The sequence below is a fragment of the Bradyrhizobium sp. CCBAU 45389 genome (genome assembly GCF_028128625.1).
Classification (GTDB): Bacteria; Pseudomonadota; Alphaproteobacteria; order Rhizobiales; family Xanthobacteraceae; genus Bradyrhizobium; species Bradyrhizobium liaoningense_B.
Map to the genome: position 1 here is coordinate 34660 of NZ_LBIY01000094.1, position 17113 is coordinate 51772.

At 66.2% G+C, this 17113-nt stretch carries 15 protein-coding genes; 9 read left to right on the plus strand and 6 right to left on the minus strand.

The annotated features are described in order from the left end of the window. Positions 1 to 41: 41 nt before the first annotated feature. Positions 42 to 722 (minus strand): helix-turn-helix domain-containing protein, encoded by a 681-nt coding sequence (locus XH79_RS25420; protein WP_271583364.1) that lies wholly within the window; start codon positions 720 to 722, stop codon positions 42 to 44. Between the two features lie 209 nt (positions 723 to 931). On the opposite strand from XH79_RS25420, the gene XH79_RS25425 reads away from it, so the two are divergent. After that, the gene (locus XH79_RS25425; protein ID WP_271583365.1) at positions 932 to 2428 is read left to right on the plus strand and encodes an amidase; all 1497 of its coding nucleotides are present in this window, start codon (positions 932 to 934) and stop codon (positions 2426 to 2428) included. Positions 2429 to 2449: 21 nt separating this feature from the next. After that, the gene (locus XH79_RS25430; protein WP_271583366.1) at positions 2450 to 3682 is read left to right on the plus strand and encodes an NAD(P)/FAD-dependent oxidoreductase; all 1233 of its coding nucleotides are present in this window, start codon (positions 2450 to 2452) and stop codon (positions 3680 to 3682) included. Here XH79_RS25430 and XH79_RS25435 read toward each other — a convergent pair. Both XH79_RS25435 and XH79_RS25440 read right to left on the minus strand, forming a co-directional pair. After that, positions 3679 to 5775, minus strand: a complete 2097-nt coding sequence (locus tag XH79_RS25435) for a tetratricopeptide repeat protein (protein ID WP_271583367.1) — start codon at positions 5773 to 5775, stop codon at positions 3679 to 3681. The two genes, XH79_RS25430 and XH79_RS25435, sit on opposite strands and share 4 nt — an antisense overlap. A 49-nt stretch (positions 5776 to 5824) precedes the next feature. After that, entirely contained in the window at positions 5825 to 6661 is an 837-nt protein-coding gene (locus tag XH79_RS25440; RefSeq protein WP_271583368.1) for a helix-turn-helix transcriptional regulator, read from the minus strand. Between the two features lie 92 nt (positions 6662 to 6753). On the opposite strand from XH79_RS25440, the gene XH79_RS25445 reads away from it, so the two are divergent. After that, complete coding sequence (locus XH79_RS25445; protein WP_271583369.1) at positions 6754 to 7638, plus strand: SDR family oxidoreductase; 885 nt, start codon at positions 6754 to 6756, stop codon at positions 7636 to 7638. 28 nt (positions 7639 to 7666) lie between these two features. On the opposite strand, the gene XH79_RS25450 is transcribed toward XH79_RS25445, so the two are convergent. The 3 genes from XH79_RS25450 to XH79_RS25460 all read right to left on the minus strand — a co-directional run bounded on the left by XH79_RS25450 (position 7667) and on the right by XH79_RS25460 (position 10919). Then, positions 7667 to 9001 (minus strand): dicarboxylate/amino acid:cation symporter, encoded by a 1335-nt coding sequence (locus XH79_RS25450; RefSeq protein ID WP_212336937.1) that lies wholly within the window; start codon positions 8999 to 9001, stop codon positions 7667 to 7669. An 84-nt stretch (positions 9002 to 9085) separates the two neighbouring features. After that, on the minus strand, positions 9086 to 9643 hold the full coding sequence (locus XH79_RS25455; RefSeq protein WP_212338194.1) for a biotin transporter BioY: 558 nt from the start codon (positions 9641 to 9643) through the stop codon (positions 9086 to 9088). Between the two features lie 88 nt (positions 9644 to 9731). Next, complete coding sequence (locus XH79_RS25460) at positions 9732 to 10919, minus strand: pyridoxal phosphate-dependent aminotransferase (protein ID WP_271583370.1); 1188 nt, start codon at positions 10917 to 10919, stop codon at positions 9732 to 9734. A gap of 206 nt (positions 10920 to 11125) precedes the next feature. On the opposite strand from XH79_RS25460, the gene XH79_RS25465 reads away from it, so the two are divergent. The 6 genes from XH79_RS25465 (at position 11126) to accC (ending at position 17076) form a co-directional block, all read left to right on the plus strand. Continuing rightward, positions 11126 to 12526 carry a M48 family metalloprotease gene (locus XH79_RS25465; protein ID WP_212336941.1) on the plus strand — a complete coding sequence of 467 codons (1401 nt, stop codon included), beginning with the start codon at positions 11126 to 11128 and terminating at the stop codon, positions 12524 to 12526. 98 nt (positions 12527 to 12624) lie between these two features. Next, positions 12625 to 13392 (plus strand): DsbA family protein, encoded by a 768-nt coding sequence (locus tag XH79_RS25470; protein WP_271583371.1) that lies wholly within the window; start codon positions 12625 to 12627, stop codon positions 13390 to 13392. Positions 13393 to 13604: 212 nt separating this feature from the next. Continuing rightward, a complete protein-coding gene (locus tag XH79_RS25475; protein WP_212336945.1) occupies positions 13605 to 14435 on the plus strand; it encodes a DUF1236 domain-containing protein in 831 nt (276 codons plus the stop codon). A 225-nt stretch (positions 14436 to 14660) separates the two neighbouring features. Further along, a complete protein-coding gene (gene aroQ / locus XH79_RS25480) occupies positions 14661 to 15128 on the plus strand; it encodes a type II 3-dehydroquinate dehydratase (protein ID WP_271583372.1) in 468 nt (155 codons plus the stop codon). Between the two features lie 37 nt (positions 15129 to 15165). Next, positions 15166 to 15657 carry an acetyl-CoA carboxylase biotin carboxyl carrier protein gene (gene accB, locus XH79_RS25485; protein WP_212336947.1) on the plus strand — a complete coding sequence of 164 codons (492 nt, stop codon included), beginning with the start codon at positions 15166 to 15168 and terminating at the stop codon, positions 15655 to 15657. Positions 15658 to 15717: 60 nt separating this feature from the next. Continuing rightward, entirely contained in the window at positions 15718 to 17076 is a 1359-nt protein-coding gene (gene accC / locus XH79_RS25490; RefSeq protein WP_212336948.1) for an acetyl-CoA carboxylase biotin carboxylase subunit, read from the plus strand. Positions 17077 to 17113: the final 37 nt, after the last annotated feature.

A 17113-nucleotide genomic window follows, 5' to 3' on the forward strand; every position in this document is an offset into this window, starting at 1 on the left:
CGCCCGGCCTGGCCGGGCGTTTTCGTTTCAGGCTCATCCCGCTACGATGGCAGTTCGTCATCCCCGAGCGGCGCGACGTCGCGCGCCGCGATCTGGCGAAGCTGGTCGTAGAGATCGGGCGCCTCGCTGGTGCAGAGACAGACGCCTGTTGCGGAAGCCGCTTCGCCGGCGTTGAGGTAGGCGTGGCCCATGGTGCTGTCGAGATAGATGCCATCGCCCTCGCCCAAGATCTCCGGCGCGTAGAACTCGGTGTGGACGGCGACGCGTCCGCGCGTCACCACGAAATACTCCTCGCCGCTATGGCGGAGCAGCGGGCCGAACTCCTCCAGCGAGCGCGCGCGCACCTCGGCCACGATCGGCACCATGCGTTTGCCGATCAGGTCTGTGCATTGATAGGTGTAGGTGTAGAACTTCGTGGTGATCACTTGGCCCTGCCCGGCCCGGCTGATGCTCCGCCGCGCGGTGACCGGCCGCCCCTGCGCGGGCGTCGCGACCGCCGGGTTGAACAGCTCGGCGATCTCCATCTTCAGGCCCGAGGTGAGCTGGAGCAGCTTGTCGTAGGTCAGCGACATCAGGCCGTTCTCGACCTTGGACAAGGTCGAGAGCGCCATCCCGGTCCGCTCCGCCACCTGCTTCAGCGTCAGCCCGCGTGTCTGGCGGGCGGCCTTGAGGCACTGACCGAGCTGCGAATTGGCAATTTCGGGCGTCGTGATTTCACTCATGGTCGCAATGCTAGCACGACGGAAGAAAAATAGTTGATCGATCGACCTAATCTTTTCGGCCGGAATAGTCCGAATCGGCCCTAGTTGGCAGCTGGCTAGGCACCTCAGGCGCCGTTGGCGCGTCAAATAGCTCGGTCTGACGAATATTGGTGCGCCACTCTGCTTTCCGATATGCTAAATCGTTTTCATAATCTGAAAGGGAGCGGGTGTTGACCGAACTGTGCGATTCCAGTGCCGTTGAGCTGCGCCGCCTGCTGGCCGCGGGGACGATCTCGCCTGTCGAGCTGCTCGACGCCTGCCTGTCCCGCATCGACGCCGTCAACGGCGCCGTCAATGCCGTCGTGACGCTGGACGTATCAGGCGCGCGCGCCGCCGCGAAGGAGGCCGAGGCGGCCATCCTGCGCGGCGAGGATCGTGGCGCGCTGCACGGCCTGCCGGTCCTGATCAAGGACACCCAGGACACTGCCGGGATGCGCTCCACCTATGGCAGCCCGCTGCTGCGCGACAACGTGCCGGCCGCCGACCAGGGCTCGGTCGCGCGCATACGCGCAGCTGGCGCCATCATCTTCGGCAAGACCAACACGCCGGAATGGGCGGCGGGCGGCAATACCCGCAATCCCGTGTTCGGCGCGACCGGCAATCCGTTCGATCCTATGCGCTCGGCGGCCGGCTCCTCCGGCGGCTCGGCGGTCGCGCTCGCCTGCGGCATGGCCCCGCTCGCCTCGGGCTCCGACACCGGAGGCAGCTTGCGCAATCCGGCCGGCTTCTCCGGCATCGTCGGCATGCGTCCGTCCTACGGTCTCGTACCAAGTGAAAAGCGCATCTTCGGCTGGTCGAACCTCTCGACCGACGGGCCGATGGCGCGCAACGTCGCCGACGCCGCGTTGATGCTGTCGGTGATGGCAAGCGACGATGTCCGCGATCCGCTCGCCTACACCCTGCCCGGCGAGCCGGTGCGTGCGCGCGCCGAGCGCTGGGCTGCGCCGCGCCCCGCCGATCTCGGCAAGCTGCGTCTCGCCTTCACCGAAGATTTCGGCTTCGCTCCGACCGAGAAGGCCATCCGCCGCGTGTTCCGCCATCGCGTCAGCAAGCTCGCGCCGCTGTTCGCCGAAAGCCGCGAAGCGAGCCCCGACTGCACCGGTGCGGACAACACCTTCGCCGTGCTGCGCGCAGGCATGTTCCTGGCGACGCACGGCAAGAATTACAAGGAGCGTCCCGGGATGCTCGGACCGAACGTCCGCGCCAATGTCGAGGAAGGCCTCGGCTATACGCTCGAAGACTACGCCCGCGCGGCCACGACGCAGACGCGGATCTATCGCGCCTACCAGAGCTTCTTCGCAAATTGCGACGTGCTGGTCAGCCCGACCATCACGCTGAGCCCGCGTCCCTGGTCGGAGCTCTATCCCGCCGAGATCGACGGCGTGCCGACCAAATCCTATTTCCACTGGCTCGCGCTCGCCTATGCCGTCACGCTTGCGGGACATCCCGCGATCAGCATTCCGCTCGGCCTCGACGAGGCCGGACTGCCGTTCGGCCTGCAGATCGTCGGTCCGCGCGGCGGCGATGCCATCGTGCTCTCGGTTGCCGCCAGCATCGAGGCCGCGTTCGCGAACGATGCGCAATTGTGCCGGCCCGTGCCCGACCTCGCACGGCTCGCCGCGGCGCCGCCGCTGTCGGCCGCGCCCGATTTTCTCACCTGGGAATGACCTGACAGGAGAATTTGTCCGATGCAAAGCGCGATCGTTCTCGGCGGCGGCATGGTCGGTGTGGGTGCGGCGCTGCACCTGCAGCGGCGCGGCTGGGCCGTCACGCTCGTCGACCGCAGGGAGCCCGGCCGCGAGACCAGCTACGGCAATGCCGGCATGATCCAGGCCGAAGCCGTGCGCCCCTATCCGATGCCGCGCGACCTCGCTTCGCTCGTGAAGATCGCGACCGGCCGCACCAACGACGTGCGCTACAGCCTGTCCTCGCTTCATCGCCACATCGAGCCGCTGCTGCGCTACTGGTGGCATTCGGCGCCGAAGCGACATCGCGAAGCCATCGTCGGCTGGGCGCGCCTGATCGGCTACGCCACGAGCGAGCACGACACCCTCATTCGCGAGGCCCATGCCGACAATCTGATCCGCCGCGCCGGCTATCGCGCGTTGTACCGCGACGCCGTCGCCCTGGAGCACTCGATCAAGGACGCGGAGCAAGACCAGCGCGAATTCGGCGTGAACTTTCGCGTGTTGTCAGGCAGCGAATTGACAAAGGCCGAGCCGATCCTGCGCGACGATCTGCCCGGCGCGATCCACTGGCTCGACACCTGGACGGTGTCCGATCCGGGCGCGCTGGTGACGGCCTATGCCGAACTGTTCGTGCGCCTCGGCGGCAGGATCGTGCTCGGTGATGCGCAGTCGCTGCAGCAAACCGCGAGCGGCTGGTCGGTGGACACCGATCAGGGGCGCATCGACGCCGCCCATGCCGTCGTGACGCTCGGGCCATGGTCGCCGGATCTCCTGTTCAAGTTCGGCTATCGCATCCCGCTGGTGCGCAAGCGCGGCTACCACATGCATTACAGCGGCGGTGCCTCGCTCGATCTGCCGCTCGTCGACAAGGGCGGCGGCTACGCCATGGGTCCGATGGCCAAGGGCATCCGCATCACCACCGGCGCCGAGCTGACCGGTCCCGATGCGCTCGCAACACCGGTGCAGCTCGCCAGCGCCGAAGCCTCCGCGCGCGAGCTGATCGATCTCGGCAAGCACGTCGAGCCCGATCCGTGGTTCGGCACCCGTCCCTGCACGCCCGACATGCTACCAGTGCTCGGACAGGCCCCGCGCCATCCCGGGCTCTGGATGAACTTTGGTCACGGCCACCAGGGCTTTACGCTGGGGCCTGCGACCGGGCGCCTGCTCGCCGAGATCATGAGCGGCGAGACGCCGTCGATCGATCCCGCGCCGTACCGGCCGGAGCGGTTCTAGCCCTCCGCGCTTGCGGCAAGCACCGCGAGCGCAGCCGAGAGGCGCAGCAACGGATCGTCCCATTCGCGGGGGCTCCGCTGGCGGAACAGCCGCATGGTCGGATACCACGGGCTGTCATCACGATCGCGCAGCCAGCGCCAGTCCAGCGCGTAAGGCGTCAGCATCCACACCGTGCGTCCCAGCGCGCCCGCGAGATGCGCGACCGACGTGTCGACGGCGACGACGAGATCGAGCGCCGCGACCGCCGCCGCGGTGTCGGCGAAATCGCCGAGCGCGGGCGCAAGATCGATGATGTCAGGGCCGAGGGCCGCGAGCACCGCAGCATCCTCCGGCCGCGGCTCCTTCTGCAGGCTGTAAAGCTGCACGCCAGGCATCGCGAGGCGCGGCAGCATGGCCTCCGCCGAGAGCGAGCGCTGGCGGTCGCCCTTGTGCCTGGCATTGCCGGCCCAGACCACGCCGACCTTCAGCGCCGTCACCTCCCCAAGCGCCGCGCGCCAGCGTGACAGTCTTGCGGGATCGGGATGCAGGTAGGGAACGTCCGCCGGGATGGTGTCGAGCGTGGTGCCGAAGATGCGCGGCAGGCTCATCAGCGGCAGTTGCAGATCGAACGGCGGCAGCGGCGCGCCGCGCGGGATCACGGTGACGTCGGGCAGCTGCCGCAGCAGCACGGCGAGCGCGGGCTGGACCTGCAAAATGATCCGTCCGCCCTTCGCCGTCACCATCGGCACATAGCGCACGAAATGCAGGGCGTCGCCGAGGCCGTATTCGGCAAAGAGGAGCAATGTACGCCCCTCGAGCGGCTCGCCCTGCCATTCCGGCTCGTCGAATACGGGATCGCCGTCCGACAGCGTCTTGCACTTCCGTCGCCAGCGATAGGCATCGAAACCTTCAGCGAAATGACCGTTCATCAGCAGGAAATGCGCGTGGTTGTACTGCGCCAGCGGCTGCTCCGGATCGAGCGCGATCGCACGATGCGAAACCGCGAGCGCCTCGTCGATCTCGCCGGCATTGCGCAGTGCGACTGCGAGATTGGCGTGGCCCTTGGCATAGTCAGGATCGGCGACGACCGCGCAGCGGTGCGCCGCGACCGCATCGGCAGCGTACTCCTGCTTCTCGAAGATGATACCGAGATTGGTCCAGGCCGGGGCATGATCCGGCTTCAGCAGCAGCGCGTGCTCGCAAGATGCAATCGCCTCGTCCAGCGCGCCGAGCTCTGAGAGACAGGCGCCAAGATTGCTGGCGATCACGTGATCCGACGGATCGCGCGCAAAGCTCCGCCTGTAGATCTCGGCAGCCTCCTGCAAGTGACCGGCCTCGTGCAGGACCAGACCGAGCAGGCGCAGCGCCGGCGCGTTGTCCGGCGCCAGCGTGATCGCGCGGCGGTACTGGACGATGGCGTCTCCGAGCAATCCACGCCGATAGAGCACCTCGCCGAGATTGCAGAGCAGCCCGGGATCATCGGGGTCTTCGGCAAGCGCGCGGCGATAGGCCGCCTCCGCCTCTTCGAGGCGCGCCTGGTCCACGAGGAGATTGCCGAGATTGAGCCAGACGCCGCGATGCGAAGGCTCCCGCGCGATCACCGCGCGATAAGCCTCTTCGGCCTCCGCAAGCCGCCCCTGCTCCGCAAGCACGACAGCGAGATTGAAGCAGGCCCGCGTCAGATGCGCATCGAGCGCGAGCGCGCGGCGATAGGCAGCCTCGGCCTCGTCGAAGCGCGCGAGCTCGCCGAGCGCCACGCCGAGCTTGTTGTGCAGGCCGGCGTCATCAGGCCGCCGCACCAGCGCGCGCCGGAATGCGGCGACCGCCCCCTCCTGCTCGCCCTTCACCGCAAGTGCGTCCCCCAGCGTCACAAGCGCCAGCGCGTGCTCGGGATCGACGCTGAAGATGCGGCCGAGCAGCGCGGCGCCCTCTGCCGCACGGTCGCTGACGAAGGCGGCGACGGCGGCCAGATGCAATGCCGGAACGTGATCCGGGTCAGCCTTCAGAACCTCCGCGCAGAGTGCATCCGCCTCATCCGGCCGCCCCGCCGCAAAATGCTCCGCCGCCTGCAACACAATCGGATTCACAGCCGCATTGCCCACGATGCCACCCACCCCTTCGAGCTCCGAGATGCGGGTTAAACGCGCGAGATCGAAAATTCCGTCAGTCGGCGCGCTCAGTGAGCAATGTCCTGATGCGGTCGGCATCCTCAGGCGTCGCCGGGTTGTAGACGATCATGCTGAGATCGGGGCGACCCTCGACGTTGAAGCTCGAATATTCGAACGACATGGTGCCGTGAACGGGATGGCGCAGCCGCTTGGTACCGTCGCCGTGATGGCGGACGTCATTGTCGCGCCACAGCGCGGCGAATTCCGGACTGGTGCGGCAAAGCTCGTCGACGAAATCGGCGACATGCGAGACGGCGCCGGCGCGCGCGGCATCCGCCCTGAACGCCGCCACCACGAAGCGGGCGACGCTGTCCCAGTCATACTGCGCGGCGCGCACGCGCGGATCGCAGAAGATGAAGCGCAGGATGTTGCGCTGGCCCGGCGGGATGGCGCCGTAGTCGGTCAGCACCACGCTTGCGGCCCGATTCCAGGCGACGACGTCCCAGGTCGCGGTGCGCACCAAGGCGGGGCTGAACGCGAGCGCGTCGAGCACGCGCTGCAGCCGCGGCGAGACGCCTTCCGCCGCCTGATAGCGCACCTCGGGCGGCCGGCCGAGACCGATCAGGAACAGGTGCTCGCGCTCGACATCGGTCAGCATCAAGGCGCGGGCGATACGGTCGAGCACGTCGGCCGATGGCGCCCCGCCGCGGCCCTGCTCCAGCCAGGTGTACCAGGTCGGGCTGATATTGGCGCGCTGGGCCACCTCCTCGCGCCGAAGCCCGGGCGTGCGCCTGCGGCTGCCGGCAAAGCCGAACGCGGCGGCATCGAGCCGGGTGCGGCGGTCCTTCAGGTAGGTCCCGAGCAGGTTTTCGGCGGTCGCGGTCTCGCTCATCCTGTTAGCTATTATACCCTGATAATGTCACTACTTTACCCGGATAATCCTAGCGCAGATGGTCGTCTCCACCAACCCCGAGGAGATATCTCATGCGTGTATTCGTCACCGGCGCCACCGGCTTTGTCGGCTCCGCCGTCGTGCGGGACCTGATCGCCGCCGGCCACACTGTCACCGGCCTCGCCCGGACCGACGCCGGTGCGGCCGCCGTCGCGGCGCTGGGCGCTGAGGTCCATCGCGGCTCGCTGGAGGACCATGCTTCCTTGCGCAGCGGCGCGGCTGCGTCCGACGGCGTGCTTCATCTCGCCTTCAACCACGATTTCTCGAAATTCACCGAGAATTGCGAGCTCGACCGCCGCGCTATCCTGGCCATCGGCGAAGAGCTCAGAGGCTCCGATCGGCCGCTGATCGTCACGTCAGGCGTGGCCCTGCTCGCGCCGGGACGGCTCGCGACCGAAGATGACGCGGCGGCCCGCCACTTTCCCCGCGTCTCGGAAGCGACCGCCGAGGATCTCATGCAGCAAGGCGTCCGGGCCGGCATCGTGCGGCTTCCGCCCACGACCCATGGCGAGGGCGACCACGGTTTTGTCCCGCGCCTCATCGCGATCGCGCGCGAGAAAGGCGCCGCGGCCTATATCGGCGATGGCAGCAACCGCTGGCCGGCCGCGCACCGCATCGATGCCGCGCGGGTCTACCGGCTCGCGCTGGAGCAAGGCGCATCCGCCCGCCGCTATCACGCCATCGCCGAGGAAGGCGTGCCGTTCAAGGAGATTGCGGAGGTGATCGGCAAAAGGCTCGGCGTATCAGTGGTCTCGAAATCCGCTGACGAAGCCGAGCAGCATTTCGGCTGGTTTGCGCGGTTCGCTGGCATCGATGTCCCCACCTCGAGCGCGAAGACGCGCGCAGCTCTCGGCTGGGAGCCGAAAGAAAAAGGGCTGATCGAGGATCTCGACCAGCCCCATTACTTCAAGGTCTGACGGCGCGGCTCGCGCCGTCCGATCCGGATCAGTCGGTCGTGATCGCCGTTTCCATGTCGGTCGGATCGATCTGCTTGGAGAGGTTGGCGTTGAGCTTGTCGCGGTCGAGCTCACCCTCCCACCAGGCGACGATCACGCAGGCCACGCCGTTGCCGCACAGGTTGGTCAGTGCGCGGCATTCGCTCATGAACTTGTCGATGCCGAGCACGATCGCCATGCCCGGCACGAGGCGCGGATCCACCACCGCGAGCGTTGCCGCCAGCGTGATGAAGCCCGCACCGGTGATGCCGGAGGCGCCCTTCGAGGTCAGCATCGCCACCACCAGGATGGTCAGCTGCTGGCCGAAGGAGAGATCGACGCCGAGCGCCTGGGCGATGAACAACGTCGCCAGCGTCATGTAGATGTTGGTGCCGTCGAGGTTGAACGAATAGCCCGTGGGCACCACGAGGCCGACCACCGACTTCGAGCAGCCGAGCCGCTCCAGCTTCTCCATCAAGGACGGCAGCGCGCTTTCCGACGAGGAGGTGCCGAGCACGATCAGCAGCTCGTCCTTGATGTAGGCGAGGAACTTGAAGATCGAGAACCCGGCCATGCGTGCGATGATGCCGAGCACGACGAACACGAACAGCGCAGCCGTGACGTAGAACGTCGCGATCAGGCCGATCAAATTGAGGATCGCGCCGGTGCCGAACTTGCCGATGGTGTAGGCCATCGCACCGAACGCACCGATCGGCGCCGCACGCATCACGATCGAGATGACGCCGAACACGGCATGCGCGGCATCGTCGATGAAGCTGCGAATGGTGTGGCCGCGCTCCCCCAGGCTCATGATCGCGAAGCCGAACAGCACCGAGAACAGCAGCACCTGCAGGATCTCGCCTTGCGCGAAGGCGCCGACCACGGTGTCCGGAATGATGTGCAGCACGAAGTCGACCGACTTCTGGCCGGCGGCCTGCTTGGCGTAGTTCGCAACGGCCGCCTCGCTTGCCGCCGCGTTGCCGAAGCCTGCGCCCGGCCTGACGAGATTGCCGACGATGAGGCCGATCACCAGCGCGAAGGTCGAGACGACCTCGAAATAGACCAGCGCCTTGACGCCGATGCGTCCGACCTTCTTGGCGTCCTGGATGTGGGCGATGCCCGAGACCACGGTGCAGAAGATGATCGGGGCGATCACCATCTTGATCAGCTTGATGAAGCCATCGCCCATCGCCTTGATCCAGTCGTTGGTGGCGAACGTCGGCCAGAGCCAGCCGACGATGGCGCCGAGCACGATGGCGATCAGCACCTGGACATAGAGAATTTTGTACCACGGCTTGGCTGCGGCCGGCGCGACCGGCGCCCCCGCCATCGTTGTCGTCGTCATCGTTTCACTCCCCCTCAAACATTGGGGCCAGCCAAGATCAACTTGGCCGGCCCTGTCAATTGGAACCACTCGGAAGGATGCGCTTTACCCGCGACGGTCGACGAGCCGGCGCGCCGCCGGCATCAGCGTCGCGCCCAGCGCGTTCTTGACCAGGGACGCCGCGATGAACGGCGCAAGGCCGACCTGCCAGGCCTTGGCGACGCCAAGACCGAGGCCAAAGGCCAGCCAGCCGAAGCCGGCCGCCAGAATGACGATGTGGCCGACGGCCATCGCGGCGAACAGCAAGACCACGCTGCGATCCCAGCCGCGCTCGGCGAGCCAGCCGGTCACGAAGGCAGCGAGCACGAAGCCGAACAGATAGCCCGCAGTCGGGCCGACCAGCGGTGCAATCCCACCCACGGGACCGGCGAACACCGGCAGGCCAAGCGCACCCTCGGCGAGGTATGCGATCATGGTTGCGCTGCCAAGGCGCCAGCCATAGGCGGCGCCGATCATCAGCACCACCAGCGTCTGCAGCGTCATCGGCACGTAAGGCAGCGGCAGGTTCACCTTGGCTGACAGCGCCATCAAGGCGGTGCCGAGCGCGACCAGCACGACAGCGCGCAGTGCGCCGACAGCTTCGCCCGGACGGGTCGGCCACATCAATGCGGCGAGAGGAGAATGCGTGGCGGCGATGGGCGCGGAACGGTCAGACAAGTTGCACTCCGAAAAGGCTGGCGAAAACTGGCGGCTATTTAAGCCAGTGAGCGATCCGGTCAACTGCCTCCCGCATCTCTTCTGCCGAACGGGCATAGGAGAACCGTATGAATGAACGGCCATGGATGGGATCGAAATCGACGCCCGGCGTCGCCGCCACATGGGCCTGTTCCAGCATCTGCTTGGCGAATTCGAAACTGTCGGAAGTGAAGTCCGACACATCGGCATAGAGGTAGAACGCACCATCGGCCGGCAAGAACTTGCTGAGGCCCGCTTTGGGCAGTCCCTCGATCAAAATGCGCCGGTTTTCCTGATAGCCGTGCTTGATCTCTTCCATCTCGGCCGCGCCGTCGAACGCAGCCTCGGCCGCGATCTGCGACAGCGACGGCACCGAGATCGACAGGTTCTGCTGCAGCCGCTCGATCGGGCGCACCAGAACCTCGGGCACGACCATCCAGCCGACGCGCCAGCCCGTCATGCAAAAATATTTCGAGAACGAGTTGATCACGAGTGCGTGGTCCGACAGCGCCGCTGCCGTCACCGCCGGAAACGCGTAGTCCAGCCCGTGATAGATCTCGTCGGAGATGAAGCGGATTTTTGCGTCTTCCGCCGCCGCGATCAGGCCGGAGAGCGCCTCGCGGGACATCATCGTTCCCGTTGGATTGGCGGGGCTGCCGACCAGCACGCCCTTCAGCGGCGCCTTGCGATGCGCAGCCAGCAGCGCCTCGCCGGTCAGCGCATGGCGTGTCTCGTTCGTGGTCTCGATCAGCACCGGCTCGCAGCCGAGCGCGGTCAGGATGTGGCGGTACGGCGGATAGCCCGGCACCGTCACGGCGACGCGGTCCCCGGGCTCGAACATCGACAGGAACGCGAGGATGAATCCGCCGGACGAGCCCGTCGTCACCACGATCCGCTCGGGGCTGACGTCACACCCATGGACGTCGCGGTAGTGCCGCGCGATCCGCTCGCGCAAGGAGGGGATGCCGAGCGCCGAGGTATAGTCGATCCGGCCGGCCTCGAGCGCGGCATGGGCGGCCGCGATCGCGGTTTTCGGCGCGCCGGCCGCGGGCTGGCCGACCTCCATGTGGATGACATGGCCGCCTGCGGCCTCGATTCGGGCCGCGGCGGCCATCACGTCCATCACCATGAAGGGGGGAACGTCGCTGCGGCGGGAGGGCTCGAGCCACTGCCCCAACCGGTTCCCCAATGTCGCATCCTGCATCGATTTCTGCTATTTCGCTGGCGGACCGGTCCGTCCGGTCCTTCAAAACGGGGCGCTTGCGCCCCAGACTGGCCGCATTGTACGGCTCATAAGGGGTACGGCTCATAGGCCATATCGCGTATCCGGTCCGCCGCCAATCGCCAAAACCAATCACGAAAACTGCATTCCAGGTCCCTTTGCCGAGACCGTTTGACCCAGACCGCTTGATGTTGCTCCAGACCGCATTGCGCAAGAAGGCCTCCGCCCTCACCGCCCTCGTCACGGCCGCGGCGATCGCACTGGCGCCGCTCCCGGCGGCACGTGCGCAGAGCAAGGGGCCGCCGATCCTGCGCGATACCGAGACCGAACAGCTGCTGCGCGAATACACCCGCCCGATCCTGCGCGCCGCCGGTCTGGAAAAGCAGAACATCCAGATGGTGATCATCAACGACGGCTCGTTCAACGCGTTCGTCGCGGACGGCCGCCGCATCTTCGTCAATTACGGCGCGATCCTCCAGTCGGAGACGCCGAACCAGATCATCGGCGTGCTCGCCCACGAGACCGGGCATCTGGCCGGCGGCCATCTGTCCAAGCTGCGCGAGCAGCTCGCCAACGCGCAAACCCAGATGATCATCGCGATGCTGCTCGGCGCCGGCGCGATCGCCGCCGGCAGCACCCGCAGCTCCAGCGCCGGCAACAACGGCCTTGCCAATGCGGGCGCTGCCGCGATCGCAGGTCCCCAGGAGATGATCCGCCGCACGCTGCTGTCCTATCAGCGCCAGCAGGAGGAGAACGCCGACCGTGCCGGCGTGAAATTCCTGACCGCGACCCAGCAGTCGCCGAAGGGCATGTACGAGACCTTCAAGCGCTTCACCAGCGAGAGCCTGTTCGCCTCGCGCGGCGCCGACCCCTATCTCCAGTCACATCCGATGCCTGCCGAGCGTGTCGCGGCACTGCAGGAGTTCGCCAGCAGCAGTCCCTATTGGGACAAGAAGGACGATCCGGCGCTCCAGCTCCGTCACGACATGGTGCGCGCCAAGATCTCGGCGTTCATGGAACGGCCGGAGACGGTGTATCGCCGCTATCCGCAGACCAATGACAGCATGCCGGCGCGTTATGCCCGGGCCATCAGCACCTATCTGCACGGCGATCTGCGCAGCGCACTCGCCCAGATCGACGCGCTGATCCAGGTCCAGCCCAACAACCCGTACTTCTACGAGGTGCGCGGCCAGGCCCTGCTCGAGAGCGGCAAGCCCGCCGAGGCCATCGCTCCCTTGCGCAAGGCGGTACAACTCTCCAACAACTCGCCCCTCATCGAGATGTTACTTGGGCAGGCTCTGGTTGGAACCGATAATAAAGCCTACACCGACGATGCCGTTCGGATTCTCCGCGCCGCGGTAGCGCGGGAGCCTGAGGCGGTGCTCGGCTATACCCAGCTCGCGATGGCCTATGGCCGGAAGGGCGACTATGCCGAGGCGGATCTCGCCTCGGCGCAGGCCGCTTACCTGCGCGGCGACAACAAGACCGCCCGCGAGCTTGCAACGCGCGCGAAAACCCGTTTCGCCGTCGGCACGCCCGGATGGGTCAAGGCCGACGACATCGTGGCGGCCAAGCCGCCGCGCAACTGAAAACTGGAACGACGCCTTGAGACCACGACGTCACGACACCGAGATTTGAGTCCGCCGGGACGTTTTCCGAAACCTGCTTTGGATAAGAGGATTTGCCTATGCCTTCGCTGCGTCTGCTTGCCCCCGCGCTGTTTGCGCTCGCCATGTTCGGCGTAGCCGCGCCCGCGTCGGCCGACAGCTTCTCCGATGCCCAGCGCACCGACATCGAGGCGATCATCAAGAACTATCTCGTCACCCACCCCGAGGTGCTCGAGGAAGCGATGACCGAGCTCAGCAAGCGCCAGGCCGCGGCCGAAACGCAGAAGCACGAAGCCAGCATCGCGCAAAACGCAGAGGCGATCTTCAACTCGCCGCGCCAGGTCGTGCTGGGCAACAAGGACGGAGACGTCACCTTCGTCGAGTTCTTCGACTACAATTGCGGCTATTGCAAACGCGCGATGGACGACATGCTCAGCCTCATGAAGAGCGATCCGAAGCTGAAAGTCGTGCTGAAGGAGTTTCCGGTGCTGAGCCAGGGCTCGGTGGAAGCGGCGCAGGTCGCCGTCGCCGTGCGCATGCAGGATCCCTCCGGCAAGAAGTATCTCGACTTCCACCAGAAGCTGCTTGGCGGCCGCGGCGCGGCCGACAAGGCGCGCGCCATGCAGGCGGCAAAGGACGCCGGCCTCGACACCGCCAAAATCGAGAAGGACCTCGCGAGCCCAGAGGTGCGCGCCACCATCGAGGAGAACTTCAAGCTTGCAGAGGCGATGGGCATGAACGGCACGCCGAGCTACGTGATCGGCAAGCAGATCGTGATCGGCGCGGTCGGCGTTGAAGGCCTGAAGGAAAAGATCGGCATTGCCCGCTGCGGCAAAGCGACCTGCTGATTGCACGTTTTTCGATATTGAAGGCGCGAAAAGGCCGGCTGAAAAGCCGGCCTCTATTCTTACACGAAACCTTGGCGCAATCCTGCCAACTCATTCATCCGGCATTCAACAAACAAATACCACGGAACAGGCGAAGTTCCGGAACAACTCAAATCTCCTTTCGTTGTCGGCGCGGGCAATGACGCGCAAAGAAACACGTGAGGAGAATTTCGATGTTGAACCGCTTTATGATCTCGGTTGCCGCACTGGCGCTCGTCGCCGGCACCGGTCTGGCGAACGCACAAGACAAGGGCCGCGACAGTGGCGGCGCTGGCTCGCAACAGCAGATGCAGCATTCGCAGCCGTCCGGTGGCGCCGCTGAGCGCGGCTCGATGGGCCGTGACTCCGCTCATGAGAAGGGCACCGTTGGGCAGGCCGGTGGTGCCGGCAGCATGAAGTCCGATCGGGCCGCCGACGACAAGTCGTCCGGCGCGATGAAGGACGAGCACCGTGGTCGCGAGATGAACAAGAACGCCGCCGAGGACAAGGCCGGCGCGACCAAGGGCCAGCGCACCGATGAACGCGCGCAAGGTCAGATGGACAAGTCTCAGCAGGACAAGTCCAAGAGCATGAGTCAGGACACCACCAAGTCCGGCCAGAAGGACAAGGACATGAAGGCTGAGGGCAGCAAGAGCGGCACCTCGACCAACAATGCCGAGACCCAGAAGGGTACTGGCACGAGCACCAACCAGAACGCCCAGGGCCAGACCGGCACCAACACGACGGTCGGCCAGGCTGGCGCCGGCGCCAAGCTCTCGACCGAACAGCGGACCCAGATCACCTCGGTGATCCGCGAGCAGCGCGTGGCCCCCGTGACCAATGTGAACTTCGCGATCTCGGTGGGCACCCGCATTCCGCGCGAGGGCATCGAGCTGCACGCCCTGCCGTCCCGGGTTGCGACGATCTATCCGGAGTGGCGCAGCTACCGCTATGTCATGGTCCGCGAGCAGATCGTGATCATCGATCCGAACACCTACGAGATCATCGCGGTTCTCGACGTCTAGGCCCGATGACAACTATCCGGGGGGCGGGCAGCAATGCCCGCCTCCTTGCGTTTGGCCGGCAGCCATGCTTTGGACTGGTTAACAAGCAATTTCCGTAGCTTCCGCACAGGTTTTTGCACCCAGGATGAGGTGCCTGAAGCCCCTTGGGAGGTCCTTCAAGGCTTCCCCTAGGGCGCTTTGTTACCTATAACCCCGCCACGCCGAAGCACCTCTTCCGGGATTGGAATGGCAGAACCAGCAACCGACACGATCCTCGTTCTCAACGGGCCGAACCTCAACATGTTGGGGACGCGCGAGCCTGAAAAGTATGGTCATGCGACACTGGCGGACGTCGAGGCGCTGTGCCGCGAGACGGCGGCGGCGTTCGGCCTCAAGGCCGACTGCCGGCAGTCCAACCGCGAGGGCGAGCTGATCGACTTCATCCACGAGGCGCATGCGCGCAAGATGAAGGGCATCATCATCAACGCCGGCGGCTATTCGCACACGTCGATCGCGCTGCACGATGCGCTGCTCGCGGTGCAGATCCCGACGGTCGAGGTCCACGTGACCAACATCCACGCCCGCGAGAGCTTCCGTCACCATTCCTACACCGCGCGTGCGGCGTTCGCCTCGCTGTGCGGTTTCGGCATCGAGGGCTACCGCCTCGCCATCCAGGGCCTTGCTGCCAAGCTCGGCATCAAGTCCAAAGCCTGACGCTCCCTCACCACACAGAACATTCGGATCAAGCAACATGGCGCGCCAGCCAGACGACAAAGCAGCCGCAAAGTTTTCCAGCGAGGATTCCGCGCTCGTCCGCGAGCTCGCTCTCCTGCTCGACGAGACCAGCCTCACCGAGATCGAGATCGAGCGCGCGGGCCTGCGCCTGCGCGTCGCCCGCAACATCAGCGTCGCCGCGACGATGCCGATGCCGCTCGCGGCTGCTCCTGCCCTGCCGGCAGCCGTAGCCGCAGCAGCGCCCGCAGCCGCAGCAGCCGATTTGTCCAAGCATCCGGGCGCCGTAACCTCGCCGATGGTCGGCACCGCCTATTGGGCGCCGGAGCCCGGCGCCAAGCCGTTCATCGACGTCGGCACCAAGGTCTCGGTCGGCCAGACGCTGCTGATCATCGAAGCCATGAAGACCATGAACCAGATCCCCTCGCCGCGCGCCGGCACGGTGACGCAGATTCTGGTCGAGGACGGCCAGCCGGTCGAGTACGGCGAGCCGCTCGTCATCATCGAGTAATTGTCGGGGGCGGCCAGCCCGCCCTCGCCGCCTTCCGCGCGCCAGTCCCTCAAGGGCACCATGTTCGACAAGATCCTCATAGCCAACCGCGGCGAGATCGCCCTTCGCATCCTCAGGGCCTGCAAGGAGCTCGGGATCGCGACCGTCGCCGTGCACTCGACCGCCGATGCCGACGCCATGCATGTGCGCCTGTCGGACGAGAGCGTCTGCATCGGGCCGCCGGCGTCCAAGGACAGCTATCTCAACGTGCCCGCGCTGCTCGCGGCCTGCGAGATCACCGGCGCCGATGCCGTGCATCCCGGCTACGGCTTCCTGTCCGAGAACGCGCGCTTCGCGGAAATCCTCGGCGAGCACAATCTGCATTTCATCGGCCCGAAGGCCGAGCACATCCGCCTGATGGGCGACAAGATCGAGGCCAAGAAGACCGCCAAGCGGCTCGGCATCCCCGTGGTGCCCGGCTCCGACGGCGCGGTCGGCCCCGACGATGACGCCATGGCGATCGCGAAGAAGATCGGCTTTCCCGTGCTGGTGAAGGCGGCGGCGGGCGGCGGCGGCCGCGGCATGAAGGTCGCGCACAGCGAGGCCGACCTCCAGCTGGCGCTGTCCACGGCGGCCAACGAGGCCAAATCCGCCTTTGGCGATGCCTCCGTTTACCTGGAAAAATATCTCCAGAAGCCGCGCCATATCGAGATCCAGATTCTCGGCGACGGCCGCGGCGGCGCGATTCACCTCGGCGAACGCGACTGCTCGCTGCAACGCCGCCACCAGAAGGTCTGGGAGGAAGGCCCCTCGCCCGTGCTGGCCGCCGCCGCGCGCGCCAAGATCGGCGAGACCTGCGCGAAAGCGATGCGCGAGATGAAATATCTCGGCGTCGGCACCATCGAATTCCTGTTCGAGGACGGCGAGTTCTATTTCATCGAGATGAACACGCGCATCCAGGTCGAGCATCCGGTCACCGAGAGCATCACCGACATCGACCTCGTGCTGGAGCAGATCCGCATCGCCGCCGGCGGCGATCTGCCGGCGAAGCAGGAGGAAGTCCAGGTCATCGGCCACGCGATCGAGTGCCGCATCAATGCCGAGCATCCGCAGACCTTCCGCCCCTCGCCCGGCCGGATCCAGCAATACCATCCGCCCGGCGGGCTCGGCGTCCGGATCGATTCGGCCGTCTACCAGGGCTACACGATCCCGCCTTATTACGACTCGCTCGTCGGCAAGCTGATCGTGCACGGCAAGACACGCGCCGAATGCCTGATGCGGCTGCGCCGCGCGCTCGACGAGATGGTGGTCGAAGGCATCGAGACCACGCTGCCGCTGTTCCGCGCGTTGGTGCGCGAGGACGACATCATCAACGGCGACTATCACATCCACTGGCTGGAACAGTATCTGGCCGGCAAGGCGGAACCCACTCCCAAATAAATCCCGCGCCCGGGGGAACCCGTTGCCTTTACGGGCG